Source organism: Spongiactinospora rosea (genome assembly GCF_003315795.1).
Taxonomy (GTDB): Bacteria; Actinomycetota; Actinomycetes; order Streptosporangiales; family Streptosporangiaceae; genus Spongiactinospora; species Spongiactinospora rosea.
In genome coordinates, this window is sequence record NZ_QMEY01000002.1 from 76,753 (window position 1) to 92,378 (window position 15,626).

Genomic DNA, 15,626 nt, shown 5'->3' on the forward strand with positions numbered 1-15,626 from the left:
TCACCTCGATCAGAAGAACTCGGACACGATGCCGTTGACCTGTGCCAGGATCGCCTTGGGAGGCGAGGCCAGGTCGAGCGCATGACAGACGATCTCTATTCCCGCGTGCCGTACCAAATGCGAAGCCGCCGGCGCATTCCCTTTGGCGTAGATGAGATGTCCACGCGATAATCGAAGCGCGGTGCAGTAGGCCAGCATCTGGTACAGGTCCGCGTCGGGGTACCCGGCGGGCTTCTCCTGTTTGTACTTGGCATCGGCGACCAGCCGCGGAATACCGCCGAACTCCCAGACGAGGTCGGGCTTCATTCGTACGGCGAGCGCCTCGTCCAGATAACAGGAGTACTGGAGGTAGGCGGCGCCGCCGTACTTGGCATGCAGCTCTTCGGAGACCGCGACGGTGACGAAGTCCTCAAAGATCTTGGTCAGGTCGAATAGAAAGCCATTGGTGGCCACGCTACCGGGCGTGTGCTCGGGCGACGTCGCACGCCACACTATCTCGGCCAGCCTCAGCGCCGTGTGGTAGCGCGCGTTCAGCCGAGATGGCCGCCAGTGAGGCAAGGTGGTCCCCTTGATCAGGCTGGTGACGGCTGCCAGCCTGATGCGCAGCGCCGCAAGATGCCGCCGGGACCGCTCGTCCACGCGGGGCACGGTGAGCAGGCGGGTGATGGCGGCCAGCAAGATCTGGTTCTCGGGGATGTCGACGGTGTAGTCGTCGTGGCGGATCTCCATAGGGATGGCCCGCCCGTGGTGTCGGCGAAGCTGATCACCTTCTCGGAGCCGGCCGCGCAGCACGGGCGAGGCTTCTTCGAAGGTCTGATAGCCCTGCATCAGACCTTGGTGGAGCGCACGCTCCACCTGCCGCCACAGCGCTTGCGCGACGGCGGGGATGAGACTCTGCCGTATGTCCAACTGAACGAGGTCGTCTCGCCACCCTTTCGGATCGGCAGCGTATCCGACGAGGAACAGCAGCCGGTCGATCGCCAGCTTCGGCGTCACCCACACTTCGACGTCTCCGACTCGGGCGACCCCGACTTTGCCTTGCGGGGTGATCTGCCACACCGCGGAGTCGTATGGCGAGGGCCGGGCCCGCACGATGTCGGAGGCGGCCAACCTCCGCCCCTGCTCATAAGTGAGGATCGCCTCGATTTGGTCGTTCTCACCGACTGTCAGGCGAATCACCGAAATCCCCTTGCAAGCCCAGTGTGGTCCCAGCCGACGTTCCTCTGAAGGAATACAGAACACGTTCCCGCCGGCCTGCCGACCATGGTCATTCGGTCCCTGGCTCGGAGGTGGGCCGGAGGTCTGGGGACACGGCGAGCGAGCGCCGGAGCGCTGATGATCGATAACGGTCGAGGACACTGGGCGGGCTGCCGTAATGGTGTTCGGCCAGCAGCGGCAGGATCGCCGTGTCCCACACCATGTCCAAGCCGTCCTCCTTCCGGTAGACCCCGGGCTTCATCAGGTAGGACGGGCCGATGGCGAGGTCATGGTCCTCGATGCGGACGTTCAGCGCGTCGAGAAGCTCAGGCGCGTCCAGGTTGTGTACAGCGAGCTCGTCCTTCACCTGGAGTTCGGCAAGCCAGCGGCCGAGCAGACCCTTGATCGGTGGGAGGTCAGGGTGGAGCTCGACGAACCGGAAACGCCGCCGCATGGCCGTGTCGACCAGGGCGATGGATCGGTCGGTGGTGTTCATGGTGCCGATGACGAAGACGTTCGGCGGGAGCGTGAAGTCGGTCTCGGCCGAGTAGAGCAAGCCGATGGCGTCGTCTCGATATTCGAGGAGGAAGTAGAGCTCACCGAAGACCTTCGCGAGATTCGCCCGATTGATCTCATCGATGAGGAGGATGTACGGATCGGATGGGTGCTGGCGCGCGGCCTCGACGAGCTGCCGAAACGGGCCGGGCCGCAGTTCGAAAGCGAGCTGACCGTCAGCGCGCTGGACCGGCCGGAAACCTTCAAAAAAATCCTCGTAGGTATACGATGGGTGAAACTGGACCAGCTTGACCGCGCCCGGCTCGGCCAACTGGCCGGCGAGTTTGCGGGCGATGAAGGTCTTGCCCGTGCCCGGCGGGCCGTACAGGATGAGCTGCTTATTCTCCCAGAGCAGGTCGGCCAGGCGTTGCAACTGGGGGCGCTCGATGAGGATCTCATCAGCGAGCTCCTGGCTAACCGCAGGAAAGGCGAGTTCACGGACGGGTTCGGACTGGACGTCCCCAAGCTCGATGCCGAGCGCGGTGAGCAACTCTTCGACCGCGGCGATGTTCTCCGTCAGCTCGGTCACGTCGGACTGGCTGTGCAGTTTGGCCGGGAGCGGCTGCGGCAGGTGCGCGAAGGGCACGGGCCGCGTCTCGTTCAGCCACTCGACCGTACGGCGGAGGTTGGATCGTTGATCGGAGGAGGCGACGTAGGCCACCTCACCGGTGATCCGGCCGATGTACGCCTTGCCCTGCGTGGTGGTGACGATGTAGTCGCCGGGGCGCATTCGATTACAGAACGCATCGAACTCGGCGAGCTTGGTCTCCCGTGCCGCGTAGGACTTGTGCTGGTAATTCTCCTCGACGATCGCCTTGAGCCGGTCCCGCTCGATCGGCGCCGCGAACTCCGGCAGGTTGGCGGCGGCCAGCGACGCTGATCCCTTGTGCAGCCAGATCGGCACCAGGTCACGGCCGTCCACTGAGGACCCGCGTACCAGCCACGCCCGGCGGGTGACGGGCTCGACCGGAAGTTCGGCGAACATGCCGCGGAAGTCGTCCGCGGTCAGTCGCTGTTCGGGGTCTGCCCGGCCGGCCTCGTCGAACGTGAGCCCTTCGCGTTCCAGCACTTCACGGGGACTGTCGGTGCGGGCCGGGTCGAACCATTTGAAATCACCGGAGATCTGGCCGTCATTGCGGAGAACGCGGTGTGCGGAGGAAGGCCGCTGCTCGCTGAGGAACCCCGAGATCGAGTTCCAGGCCAAGCCGCTCAACGCCGCGAGGTCGCCGTGGCTGGTCCACGAGCCTGGCTCCAGGCGGGCGAGTGCCTCGGCTACCGGTGCCCACTTGGGGTCAGCGTATTTCTTGCCTTTCTGGTACTCGATCCGGTACTGAGCCGCGAGTTGCCGGGAGAGCTCGTTCTCAGGGTAGGTCTCCAGAGCTCGCAGCCCTGCCTCGGTAATGGCCCAGCCGCCACGCCGGGTCACCCAGCCGAGCGCTGCCGCCTCCATGATGCGCCAGCCGAGTTGCTGTCGCCAGCGCGGTTCAGGCGAGCTCGACGTGGCCGTCAGGTACTCCGGGGCGATCTCCACCCGTCCTTCGACACGGTCGAAGGTCTCCCGTCGGGTGAGCGGACGGTCCACTGCACTCAACACCTCTAAAGTGGCGCGCAGCAGAGGTCCGATATGGTCGGCGAAGGCCACGGTGATCTCCTACTCGGCGCGCGGTCGGGAGGGGTGGCGTGGACCGGCCCCTGGCGGCGGGTCCAGGACCGACTGGTACGGACGGCCCGAACTGATCGCGGTGGCCATGGCGTCGTAGATCTCCAGGATGGCCTTCTTCGTGCGGGCGAACTCCTCGGGCCGGGTGTTCCTGAACGCCCGGAAGGTGTCCATGATGTAGTCGACGTCGTCATGGCTCACGCCGTAGAGGTGGAAATAGGCCGCGTCCAGCTCGGCACGCAGCCAGAAGCGGCGTTCGTCGTCCCAACGGTACGGCGGGCCATCATCGAGATGGTCGCGGGCGAACGGCTCCATGGCGTAGGAGGTGTAGGTCAGTTCCAGCACCCGGGTTCGAACCCAGCGGTCCAGACGCTCGCCGGAATCCCACAGGCAACCCTCGGAGTACTCGCCGGGCGACAGCACCGGAAGCTGGCGAACTGTGAAGTACTTCAAGTGTGTTCCGCTGCTCTTCTGTCTGACCACATAGTCCAGAACAAACGCCGAAAGATTCCCCAGGAGGCACGCTGCTGGGCCCTGACCTGGAAGCATTAAAAGCGTGGTGTCGGGGGTCGCCGATCGAGGTAGTGCCGAAGCAATCATTGTTCGAACATCTGAGCTGCGGCAGATGTCGCGCCAGCCGAGCAGCCACTCCCGGTCCCAGCGAAGGACGCGCCGGTTGTTCCGGGAGCCTTCGGCCGGCCGGAGACGGGCCTTGATCTCCTTCTCGGGGACCCAGTACCGAGGAGTGGTGAGGTAGGACGGGTCGTCCTTCTGCTCAGCGCTAGGGCGTGGCAGGGTGCCGACGTTGGCCTGCGCCTGGGTCTGTCCTTCGTAGGTGCCGTACCGGTCGTCGAAGTGGTGGAGCATCTTCGCCTCGAACAGCGGCAAGAGCCGCTCGCCGTCTCGGACAAGGCGGTTACCGTCGAACTCCCAGCCATTGTCGAGCATGTCCTGCAGTGTCTCGTTCTCGGCGGCGCTGGGACGGAAGAGCCCGGAGTCGTTGGCCATATGCAACATAGCCAAGAACGACAACCCCCACGGATTGACGCCCTCACCGCCATTAGGCGAGTCGCGCCAGAGGACCGGGACCCGCCGGTAGATCTCGACGGTGATCTCGGCATTCCGCTTGTAGTCAAACACCGGAAGGGTACCGGTGTTGGGATTGAGCAGCGTGATGTCTTCAGGCGTCAGGGTGAAGCGTCGGTCGGCTATTTGCGGAACCTGGCGGAGCCGGAACGCGAGGTGGATCCGATCCTGCGGCGCCTGCCGACCCGTTCCGCTCCAGAGGCAGAACCGAACCCGGTGATCGACATTCTCGAAGAGCTTCTCCTCGTTCTCGAAGTCGTAGAGCGAGGCGAGGGTTTTGGCCTCCACCATGTCCTTGAAGAAGAACTGCGTGGTGGCATCGGTGGCGATACCGGTGGGCAGCACCATGCCGACCCGCCCCCGATCATTGATCACCATGCGTCCGGTCTCGGCGAACACCGCGTAGGTGTTGATGTCCCCCCGCCCGGTCAGCGGATAGCGGCCGGAGTCGCGGAGGAACGACGCCTGCCCCTCGGCCTTACGAAGTTCGGTGACGAAGGCCGCGTACAGCAGCCTGTCGGCCTCCTCGGCGCTGTCGGCGAGGGCCGCGATGGCCTTCTTGCGAGCTGCGGCGTTCTTGGCGTTGGCGATGTCTTCATCCCGGAACGCGAAGAACTCCTTCTCCTGGATCTTGACCCGCTCCCACGGCGGGTTACCGATGACGCAGGTGAAACCGCCGGTCCACCCGGTCGGTTCACCCGTCTGCCCGTGCTCCGCTTCCTGGAACAGATGCGGGAACTCAATGTGCCAATGGAAGAAACGGAACGTCTTGGCGAGCTCCGCCACTCGCTCGGCGATCCGCTGCTGACGCGTGTCGAACGATTCGCCGCCGATCCAGTCCAGCGTGGACCGAGTGATCGCCTGGAGCCGGGTTTCGGCGGTGAGCTCCTGGACGAACGCGGCACACCAGGCGTCGGCCACCCGCTTGACGGGCAACCGCTCTTTGTCGATCAAGCGGAGCCGCCGACGCTGGACCGCGGCCCCCGCGAGGTCGTCCGGCAACGATGTGACGATCTGGCGGGTGCGCGCCCCGAGGCGCGCGGCGGAAAGGTCGTTCTCATCCAGGTCGAAGAGGGTGCCCAGGACGACGCCTTTGGCGGCGCGGTCCGCTGCTTCCGCGCTTTCCTTGGCCACGGCCGCCGCGACCCTTTTGTCGTCCCCCTCGATCGGCTTGAACGCCTCTTTCGGAATACCGCTGTCCATTAACACGGGTGTCGTACCCAGCAAGGCGTTGCCGACGCGGATGTTGGCGTCCAGGAACGCGAGCGGCCTGCCCGGCTCGACCGACTCGATCCAGAGCGAGACCTTGGCCAGCTCGACGGCCATCTCGTTGAGGTCGACACCATGGATACAGCGGGAGACGACCTCCCGCATCGCGTGCCGCACCAAGGCGGGCGAGGGCTCGTCCTCACCGACGCGGACCTGGGCGACGCGCCGGGCGATCCGGTGCGCGGCGGCGACCAGGAACGCGCCTGACCCACAGGCGGGGTCGCAGACGGTGACGTTCAGAAGCGCCGCGACCTTGCCCTCCACCGTGTCGGCCGAGCGAGCCGCCTCGTCGAGGACGGGATCGAGCGTGGTGTCGAGGAGTGCCTCGCGCAGGGAGGTCGGTGTGTAGTACGAGCCGGTCGTCTTGCGCGTGCTGCCGTCGGCCCTACGTAGGGTGAACGTCCGGTCGGCGGTGGTGGTGTCGAGGTCGACGTGGAACTCCAGCAGCCATTCGTAGACGCTGCCCAGTTCCTCCGAGCCCAGCTCGCGGAAGTTGACCGGTCGGCGCTGAACACCCGTGTCCACGACGGCGAGGTGGCGGATGGCCGTGAGCAGGTGGGCGTTGTCGATCCGCATCCCCGCAAGCGGCGCGTCCAGCTCATCGGGACGGCTTCGGTCCAGCCGTGTGCCGTCGGGCAGCTCGGTGATCCGCTCGAAGAGCCCACCGAGGCCGGGAATGGCCAGCTCGGGACGGCCTTGCTCCTCCCCGAGGCCGCGCATGACCAGCTCAACGGCCTCCCAGAGATCATCGTGATGATCTATGCCACCGCGAACGGCGCGGTCACGGAGCCGCTGGGCGGAGAAGTACGTGCCATAAAGCTCCCGGGCGGCGAGGATCCGTTTGCGTTCCTCCACGAGCTCCGGGTCCTCCGGGATCGGCATCAGCAGGACGTCGCGCTCCTCGGCGATGAACCAGAACAGCAGCCGGTAGACCAACCGGAGCAACGCGCGGTTGTAGTCCTCCTTGCTCAGCCTGGCCGGCTTCTCCAGGGTCCCCGCACCTGCGGTGAGCTCACCCATGGTGTCGGCCTGCGCCGAAAGCTCGGCGGGCGTCCTGCGCCCTTCCAGATGACCGCGGAGCCGGTCGTTGGCCGGATGCCGCAGGAACCCGGTTCCCAGGGTATTGATCGCCTGCTCGACTCCCAGCCGGAGGCGGCGGAGGGCGCGGTCGCCGACCTGGACGGCGTCGGCCCGCCACTGTTCCAGCCAGCAGTCGGCCGGGGGTTTTCCCTCCGGCACCGTGAGCCGAGTGGCATGCACGAGGCGGTAGAGCAGCACGAAGTCGGGGAAGAGCTGCTCCTCGAAGATCAGTTCAAGGTCGAACTCCACGTACGCGGAGCCCGCCAGAGACCGTGTGTCGCGCAGGAGCCGGAGCCTACTGCCGTTGGAGAGGATCGCCCACAGGTGATCGTCGCTCCGGTTGAGCAGTTCCTGCACCATCGACTGGGGTGCCTGGGCGGTGACCCGCGGGGTGCGGTGGTCGAGATCGACCTTCCAGCCGACGAGGTGGATCGGCACCGGTCCGTAGCGGTGGCTGACCGGATAAGTGACGTCCTCCACCGTGATCCCGCCCGACGGCTGGAGCACCCCGTAGTCGAGCTGGCGGAACAACGGAAGCAGCCACCGGTCACGGGCCCTCGGTGATCTGCCCTCTTGTTCAGCCCGCTGCACCTCCTTGCTGAAGCCGGTCCAGGCGGACTTCATGTAGTCGAAGGCCCTTGCTGCGGCTTCGCGAACGTTCTCATGCGGCAGAAGCCCATAGGTGCCCGGCTCTCGGCCCTTCAGCGCGTCCTCGCCGGACCTGACCTCCAGGACCCGCTCGAACAGATCTGCGGGCAGCAGACCGCCTGCCGTACGCAGCGAAGGAAACGCGGATCTGCTCATCGATGCACCGCCGGGAGGTAAACGTACACACCGAGTAGGTCGGCGGGCTTGTTGGCCGCCACCTGAACCTTGCTGACACCGCTCTGCCGGGTGGCCTCGCGAACGCGCCGATGCGAATCGCGCAGCCGTACGGCGAGCGCGTCGGCTTCGGCGTCCAGCGCGGGCCGCAACTGCGCCATCAGTTTCGACCGGCCGTCAGCACCGGGAACAAGAAGCCGCTGGAGGTCATCACGGGCGAGATCGGGAGCGAAATTGCCGCTGGGCTCGGCGGATAGCAGTGCTTCCACCTCCTCCGGTGGCAGCCAGTCCAGATCGTCCTGCCGTCCCCGGAAGGCCAGGGCCCGCGCCTCTTCGGCGACCAGCGGCCGTTCACCATCTCGTCCGGGCAGGGTCAGGTGCATGCGAAACCGGGCCAGGAGGAGCGTCGTCCGGCGCTCGACGGCGTTCGTTCGCATCACACCGCAGCGGCAGGCCGGCCGAGGGCCGGAGGTCTTCGGGTCAAGTGCGCTGTCGAGGACGTAACGGGCGATCGCTGCGACGCCGGCATCAGTACGGTCCAAATGCGCATGGCGGCGCGGCACGGGCAGGTCGCGATGGAAAGGCAGGGGCTGCGGCTGTCCAGCAGGAAGAGCGTCGCGCAGTCCCGCGGGGATGGTGGCGGTGACGGCGGTGAAGCCGAAATCCGTATCGACGAGCGAGGATCCCAGAGCATCGAGAGATTCACGGACGAACTCTTCGATCTCACCCTGGGTGCCAAGGCTGGATCTGATTTCCGCGAGTTCCCGCGCGACTTCATCTGGCTTGATGCCCGCCTGCGCGAACTTGGTGCGGGAACGGCGTTCCCGCTCGGCTGAACTCTCCCATTCGGCATGCAGGTCGGTGGCGCTGAATCCGTCGAGAGGAAGTTGCTCCCATGTCTCGGTGTTGGAGGTGAGCAGTTCCTCCATGAGCGCCTCGACGAGCTGATTGGAGAAGTTCGGAACCGGTACGCTGACGCCGAGGCTCCTCCTGATCTCTTCGTGCTTGCGGATGAGAACTCTCATCACGATCTCGTCGATCAGGTTGTCCGCACCGAGAATGGTCACCGCGCGGACCCTGTCGGCGGGCTGCCCGAACCGGTCGACCCGGCCTTCGCGCTGCTCGTGACGGGTCGGATTCCAGGCCAGGTCGTAGTGGACCACCGCCTGGAAGGCGTCCTGCAGGTTGACGCCTTCGGACAGGCAGTCGGTGGCCACGAGAACGTGCCGGCCCTCGACGCCGCGCAGTTCGTCGATCCGGCCCTCACGCTCGCTCGGCGGAAGAGTACCGGTGACGCAGCCGACCGTGGCCGTCGGTCCAAGCCGCTCGCGCAGGTGGGCGGCGACGTATTCGGCGGTGTCGATGAACCGGCAGAAGACGATCGGGTCGAAGCCGTCGGCGAGCAGGCCTTCCACGACGTCACCGATCTTGGCGAGTTTGGCGTCTCGCATGCCCGCGAGGGCGTCGGCGGCCTTGGCGAAGCGGAGCAGCCGGGCCCGCTCGCTCTGGTCGGATTCGTCTAGGTCATCGGCGCCGGGGACCACGTCGATCGACTCGGCCGCCTCGTCATCGTCGGTATCGAGCACGGTGGATCGGCCGATCCGGTCGGCTTCCTCCGGGGTTTCGCTCTCCATGCCCTTGGCCCGGGTCCGCAGCGTCGCGGAGGCCGCCTTGGGCGAGGAGGCGAGGGCCCGCATCAGCGCCAGTATCGACCAGTACCGGACACGCTGCCGCAGTTGGCCATCCGAGTCATCCCGGACGGTCTCCCGCGCATAGGCCAGGACCTGGCGGAAAAGCTTGCGGTAATCGTCGCTCAGGTAGTAGCGCTCCTCACGCGTCTCCCGGGCGGAGGGGAACCTGGTGTCCTCGTTCAGGTAGCCCTTGATGTCACCGCGGCGGCGCTGAACCATGTGCCGCGCGAGGCGTTCCCGGTCTTTGACATCGTCGAAATCGAGCCCGGCCAGGTCGGGATCGAGCAGCCCGATGAGGTTGCGGAACCCTTCCTCCTTGCCGCTGTGCGGGGTCGCGGTGACCAGGAGCAGATGTTGTTCCCGCTTCTTCGCGAGCTCACGGACCAGGTTGTAGCGCTGGGTCCGCCCGCCCGTGGACGTGCCGTCCGCGACGCATGTGTGCGCCTCGTCCACGATCACCAGGTCGCGACAGGAGGTGATGAACTCCTTCATCCGATGGGGAGCCTTGATGAAGTCGGTGGAGACCACGGTGTGCTTGTAGTAGTGGAAGATGGACTGGTCGTCGCCGATCAGGTTCTTCTGGAGCCGCTTGACCGTGCTCGGGAGGACCAGCTCGGCGTCGATCCGGAACTTGTCACGCAACTCGTCTTGCCATTGTTCGGCCAGTGCCGGGCTGCACAGCACGGTCAGGCCCGTCGCGCTGCCCTGGGCGAGCAGTTCGGCGGCGATCAGGGACGCCTCGATGGTCTTGCCGATGCCGACGTCGTCCGCGATCAAAAGCCGTACCGTCTCTTGGCGCAGTGCCATCAGCAACGGCACGAGCTGGTAGGGCCGAGGTTCGACGGCGAGCCCCGCCATGGACCGGAACGGTCCGGCCGTCGCCCGGAAGCCGATGCGCAGAGCGGTACGCAGCAGCCCCGCCCTCGCGGAGTTGCCCGCATCATCCGGCCGCGGCGGGGCAAAGGCCGCCTGTTCGACGGGCTCGATCCCGGTCAGGATCGCCGCTATCTCGTCATCCCCGCCACCGAGCGGCCGGACGATGAGGAAGTCGTCGGTGGAGCCGGAAAGGACCACCCAGTCACGATTGCGAGCGCTGACAAGCGAACCGGGGGTGAAGACAGCGGTCAATGCGGCTCCCTGCGGCTGTTCCCGAACACGCTCGGATACTTTTTGACGATCTGCGAGTAGTCCCCACGGTACGGAACACGTACGACGCTCCAGCCGCGGTCCCGAAGTTCCTCTTCAGCGTCCTCATCTCGGCCGGGGCCGCTGCTGTTGTCCGGTCCGTCAATGAAGACAGCGACTTGTCCTGGGTAGACCATGTCCGGGGTGGCCCCACCGAGGTCGGCTGACAGTTGCTCGGGTGCGCGATATTCCCACTCCTCCAGCCAGCACACGAAGGCGTGAACCGGGTCGTTGGGCTCCGCGTCAAAGCGCACCGGCTCCCAGATGTCCTGCGGCGAGGAGGCGGGCGGCTCCGGCACGTCGGCCATGGACAGTTCCAGAAGCAGGTCTCGGGCGAGATGCCGATCGATCATTTCATGGTAGGGCTGATTGCTGAACGAAAGCAGGCAGTCGTAGCATGCCTTGGCACACCGCTCGCCGTTAACGGTGCCCCCGGTGTCCTCTCCGGTGACGACATCGAAGTGAGCGATCTCCAAGGCTTTCCGTGCCGCCCGGGCGAGAGCATCGGTCTCCATGACCAGGCGGCGCAGCACACCCGCGCCGCCCTCGGAACTCTCGATGAACAAGGCCCGGCCGTGATCCGCCTCATCGGGAAGGAGTTCACTGGCGAGCTCGCTGTCCTCCAATTGGAACTCGGCCTCGATACCACGCTCCAGGGCGTACATGAAGCTGATCGCGGCCTCGTCGCTCGCCGGCCTGGTCATCCTGGAGACAAGGATGTTTCTGCGGTCCTCGACGTATGGGATGACCTGTTGCTTGGTCTGCACCAGCGACGCGTCGTCACGATGGTTGAGTTCCGGTGTGAAGGCGTCCTTCTCCGACAGCCAGCGACCCGTCTGTGTATTGATCCAGAAACCGGCACTGGTGTGGCGCCTGCGGCCCATGTTGGTGACCCGCACCGTCGCCGAGTCTCCGTAGGAGAGTGCCAAGGCCGCTGTGCCATTTCGTGTCGCTTCCGCGTCCAGGCGGCCCGGTCGTACCCCGTGGTCATTGAAGCGGTAGGAGGTCACCAAATCGTAGCCGGCCCGGCGGCGCTCCTCCTCGTCGGAGGAGATCCGGTCTCGGCGGACCGTCTTGACGGTCTGCAGCCGCAGCAGGCGGTTCATCGTCTTGCCGAGCCGTCCCCCGCACGACTCGCACATGTCAATGCCGACCACTGCGTCGTGCAGATAACCGCAGTACTCACAGCGCCGGGCCGACCGGGTGTCCAGGCCGCCGCCGCCCTGCTCGGTGGGCGCGAGTTGGACCTCCTTGACCTGATAGCGAGCGCCTTCGTGGTAGATGAGGGCGTCGGGGCCGAACTCACGTATGGCGATGAACCGGGGCCGGTGAATGAACTCCACATCGGTGCTCTTGCCATTGCGCGCCGCGATGTAGGCCCGCAACGGCAGCCTCGGGAAGGAGTAGCCGGGCAGAAATCCTTCCGACGCCAGATAGCGGTAGGAGTAGAAGTCGGTCTGGAAGTCTTCGGAGTCCTCGCTGCGGAGCAGCTTCAGTTGGTTCTCCGCCTCGCGGCGCCGGCTGATCGCCGCTTCGCGGACGCTCTTCTTCGTTGAGAGGTCGCCGATGATTCGGTGCTGCTCTTCCCGTTCGGCCTGGGCCGTTCGGTAGAGCTCGCGCCAACGCTCAAAAGCGTTGTCGAATTCCTTGGGAGCATCTTGAGCCGCGCGGTCGATCCAGTCGTCATGCCACCAGGATGTGATCTTCAGTTCATTGGTGAGCTCGGACAACACCATGCGCGACCGCTCGGCCGCGCGCAACTGCGCTTGCCGAGCGGCAGCGGCTGTGGCGACCGTGGCCCGCAGTGGGAAGCCGGGCCGGTCCATGTCCAAGATCCCGGCGATCGAGCTGTCGAGCGGCAGACCGATCTCCGCGAGCCAGATCGCATTGACGTGGGAACTGATCAGATCCTCGTTGGTGAGGTCCAGCCGCGGGGCGGCTACTGAACCGGCCACCATCTGATCCCTGTGCCGGAAGTAGTACTGGTCGTGCGCATAGCCGGACGAGCAATACGTGACGACCAGGGCGGGCTGTCCCGATCGGCCGGCGCGCCCGGCCCGCTGTGCGTAGTTGGCCGGAGTCGGCGGTACGTTGCGCATCGCTACGGCGTTGAGGCTGACGATGTCGATCCCCAGTTCCATGGTCGGAGAGCAGTACAGCACCTGTAGGTCCCCACTCCGGAACTGCTCTTCGCGCTGTGCACGGACCTCGTTATGCACTTGAGCCGTATGCTCACGCCCCTGGAGCCCTGCCAAATTCGCAGCCTTCTCCCGGTACAAACGCTGGAAGAACGGATTGACCCGTGGCCTTCTCTCCACAGCGACCTGTTTTCTGATCCGGTCTTCAGCACCGGACTCACCGTCGCCCAAACGCCAAAGGATCGCGGATGCCTTGAGCTGGTACCCGCCCCGCTCGTCGGCGAGCAGGCCGCACCGTTCAGCGACGGCCAGCATGTCACGGATCATGGCGTGGGCATCGTCCCTGGTGAGCCCATGGTGCTCCCGGAGCAGGTACTTGCCGTAGGCGCCGAAGCCGGTCAGGTGCAGGTCTTTGGTGGAGCGCAGGCCGCCATGACCTCCGGCGCGCGGGTAAGCGACCGCTGCATAAATGACGTTCTCCGTCTGTTCCATGGCCCAGGGTTGATCGAGGTAGTGTCGGCTCTCCTCCTTTAGCTGGGCGAAGCCTGGCTCGGTCAGGCAGTCGGCGTCGATCGCCAGCACCCTGCGCAACTCGTCCAGCAGAGTCCGCAGCAGGTCCTCACGGGCCTTTGCCGGATCGTCGCGGAGCGCGTAGTGCGTCCCGTCCCACAGATCCTGGGCGGCTGCTATCTCTGGTAGGTCCAGGTAGTCGACTTTGAGCAGGCCGGTCTGCTCCAGGTTCGGCATGGTGATGCGCCAGCCACGCTCAAGGTCGAGATAGAGCCGGTAGTTGATCAGATTACGGAGCGCCTTCCACGTGTTGCGCTCCGCGGTGAATCTGGCCTCGGGCTTCTGCGCGAAGTCGGCCAGTTGGAGGTTGAGCGCGTCCGTGACCTTCTGGGCGATGACTTCATGGGTCAGGCCATCCGGGGCAGCGCTGAGCGCTCGATAGAGTGCACCGCGGAGCTGAACGACCTGCACGAAATCATTGAAGTGCCCGGCTTGCAGGCTCGCGTCCTGCCGGTTGTCAGTGAACGCCAGCAACTTGGTCTCGGGCCTGCTCACTGCCGCGTCTTCGCGGAGGCTACGGACCACCGTGGAACTGATCACGCTGGTTGCAGAGCTCCGGCCCTCGACCGATAGTGACCCCAGCTTGGCGAAGTCGCTGCCGCGAACCTGCTCGTAGGATGTGCGGCAGGCCAAACAGAAGGTGAACGGAGCGGGGATGTAAGCCGCCCGTGTGCCTTCCTCGGCGATATGACCGTTTGCCGCGACAGTAACGACATTGGGAAGGTATTTCCGCTTGCTCGCGGTCACGCCCGGAGAGCCGTCGCTCCGCGTTTCCAACCACGACTCGGGAACTCGCTGATCCTCGATCGCCGTCTCGACGCTGTCCGGCCAGGGCAAGTCCGTCGAGATGTAGAGGTAACCGTCGCTCTCTTTACCACTTGCGTCGCTGTCCCGGCGCGAGGCAAAACGCTCGTCCACTTTTCGGACGGTCAAATACTCCTGACCGCACTCGCGGCAGAACGATGCGGGGATCAGGATGTGATCTTCTCTTCCGGTCTCGGGGACGACCGTCTGGTAGCGACTGGTGATGTATCGATCTTCTTCGGATTCGATGCTGAGGTAGAGGTCGTCTCCTTTGGAAAGGAATTGGTGCAGCCGGAAGGCGAAGACCGGCCGCTGCGTCCGGGGGTGGGCGATCGATGCGCCCAACTTGAGCATGTCCTGGATCGCTGTCGTGCAATCGTCTGAGTTGCGGCCGACGAGCTTGGCAAGCTCATCGGCGGCTTCCGGCACCGTGCGTGGCCGCGGTGGGCGGATCAGCTTCCCGGTTTCCGGGTCGGCCACGATTCCGAATTGGGACTCTACCCAGGCGGCGAGAGGACTCGCGGTGAAGGCTTCGTATGAGCGCACGGGAAGTTCGAGGCCGGCCACCGCCGCGGGGTCGGCAGCCGTGGCACGCTCCAGCGTTTCTCCAATGACGTGCGCGCGAGAGACCGGGACCCCGAAGAGACGGCCGGCGGTTTCTGCGACCTTCGCTTTCCGCGATCGTTCGCTGCCCTCCGTGGTCATCGTCGCGGAGGTGCCGACGCACTGAATCTGATCTGCCTCACACGCGTCACGGACCCGCCGGACGAGCATCGCGACGTCCGCCCCTTGGCGTCCGCGGTAGGTGTGAAGTTCGTCGAGGACGAGCCAGTGCAGTCCGCGCGCAGCGGTGATAAGGCTGTCCCGCTCGTCAGGGCGGGTGAGGACCAGGTCGAGCATCACGTAGTTGGTGAGCAGGATGTCCGGTGGATCGGCCAAGATCGACCGGCGATCCTGCCCTCTGTCCTGACCGGTGTACCTGTTGAAGGTCACCGGCTCACGCCCAGGCGGATATCCCTCCTGGAGGAATTTGCCGAGCTCATGCAGCTGACTGTTCGCCAGGGCGTTCATCGGATAGACGATGATGGCCTTCACGCCGGGCTGATAGGTCCCGCTCGCCTTCTGTCGGAGCACCCAGTCCACGATCGGGACGATGTAGCTCAGACTCTTCCCCGAGCCTGTGCCGGTCGTCAGCACATAACTTGCACCGCTCTGGGCGATCTCAACGGCCTCTCGCTGGTGCCGGTGAAGACTGAGCACCTGTCCATCGGACTCAGCCGTCTTGCCCACGCGGAAGATCTGCTCACACTCGGGTAGCAGACGGCGCTGTCGAACCAACTCGCTGATCGAACCGCCTGGCTCGAAGTTCGGGTTCAGGGAGAGGTAGGGGTCGGGCCACTGATCTCCGGCGGCTAGGCGATCTCGAACATGCTCCCTGATTCGCTCATCCGCGATCTCGGTGAACCCAGATGTGAACGCAGCATAGTCGGCGATCAACTGCTCGTGAACCTTGAAGACGTCCATCCCGCCCGTATTCTTCGATCTTCGAAGCTCGTGGAAGGAGCAGCC

General features: G+C 65.3%; 5 protein-coding genes. All 5 read right to left on the minus strand.

The features are described 5' to 3' along the window. Window positions 1–9: 9 nt before the first annotated feature. The 5 genes from DP939_RS05830 to DP939_RS05850 all read right to left on the minus strand — a co-directional run bounded on the left by DP939_RS05830 (window position 10) and on the right by DP939_RS05850 (window position 15,581). Entirely contained in the window at window positions 10–1,179 is a 1,170-nt protein-coding gene (locus tag DP939_RS05830; protein ID WP_113979568.1) for an McrC family protein, read from the minus strand. Window positions 1,180–1,267: 88 nt separating this feature from the next. After that, the gene (locus tag DP939_RS05835) at window positions 1,268–3,394 is read right to left on the minus strand and encodes an AAA family ATPase (RefSeq protein ID WP_113979569.1); all 2,127 of its coding nucleotides are present in this window, start codon (window positions 3,392–3,394) and stop codon (window positions 1,268–1,270) included. Between the two features lie 9 nt (window positions 3,395–3,403). Beyond that, a complete protein-coding gene (locus DP939_RS05840; RefSeq protein WP_225878074.1) occupies window positions 3,404–7,207 on the minus strand; it encodes an Eco57I restriction-modification methylase domain-containing protein in 3,804 nt (1,267 codons plus the stop codon). A 440-nt stretch (window positions 7,208–7,647) separates the two neighbouring features. After that, a complete protein-coding gene (locus DP939_RS05845; RefSeq protein ID WP_113979571.1) occupies window positions 7,648–10,488 on the minus strand; it encodes a helicase-related protein in 2,841 nt (946 codons plus the stop codon). Then, entirely contained in the window at window positions 10,485–15,581 is a 5,097-nt protein-coding gene (locus tag DP939_RS05850; protein ID WP_113979572.1) for a DEAD/DEAH box helicase, read from the minus strand. Before DP939_RS05850 ends, DP939_RS05845 begins: the two co-directional genes overlap by 4 nt. Window positions 15,582–15,626 lie beyond the last annotated feature (45 nt).

Excerpts from the sequence above, each read along its gene's own strand:
- DP939_RS05840 (WP_225878074.1), bottom strand. The coding sequence starts at position 7,207 with ATGGTGCAGGAACTGCTCAACCGGAGCGACGATCACCTGTGGGCGATC.
- DP939_RS05850 (WP_113979572.1), bottom strand. The coding sequence starts at position 15,581 with ATGGACGTCTTCAAGGTTCACGAGCAGTTGATCGCCGACTATGCTGCG.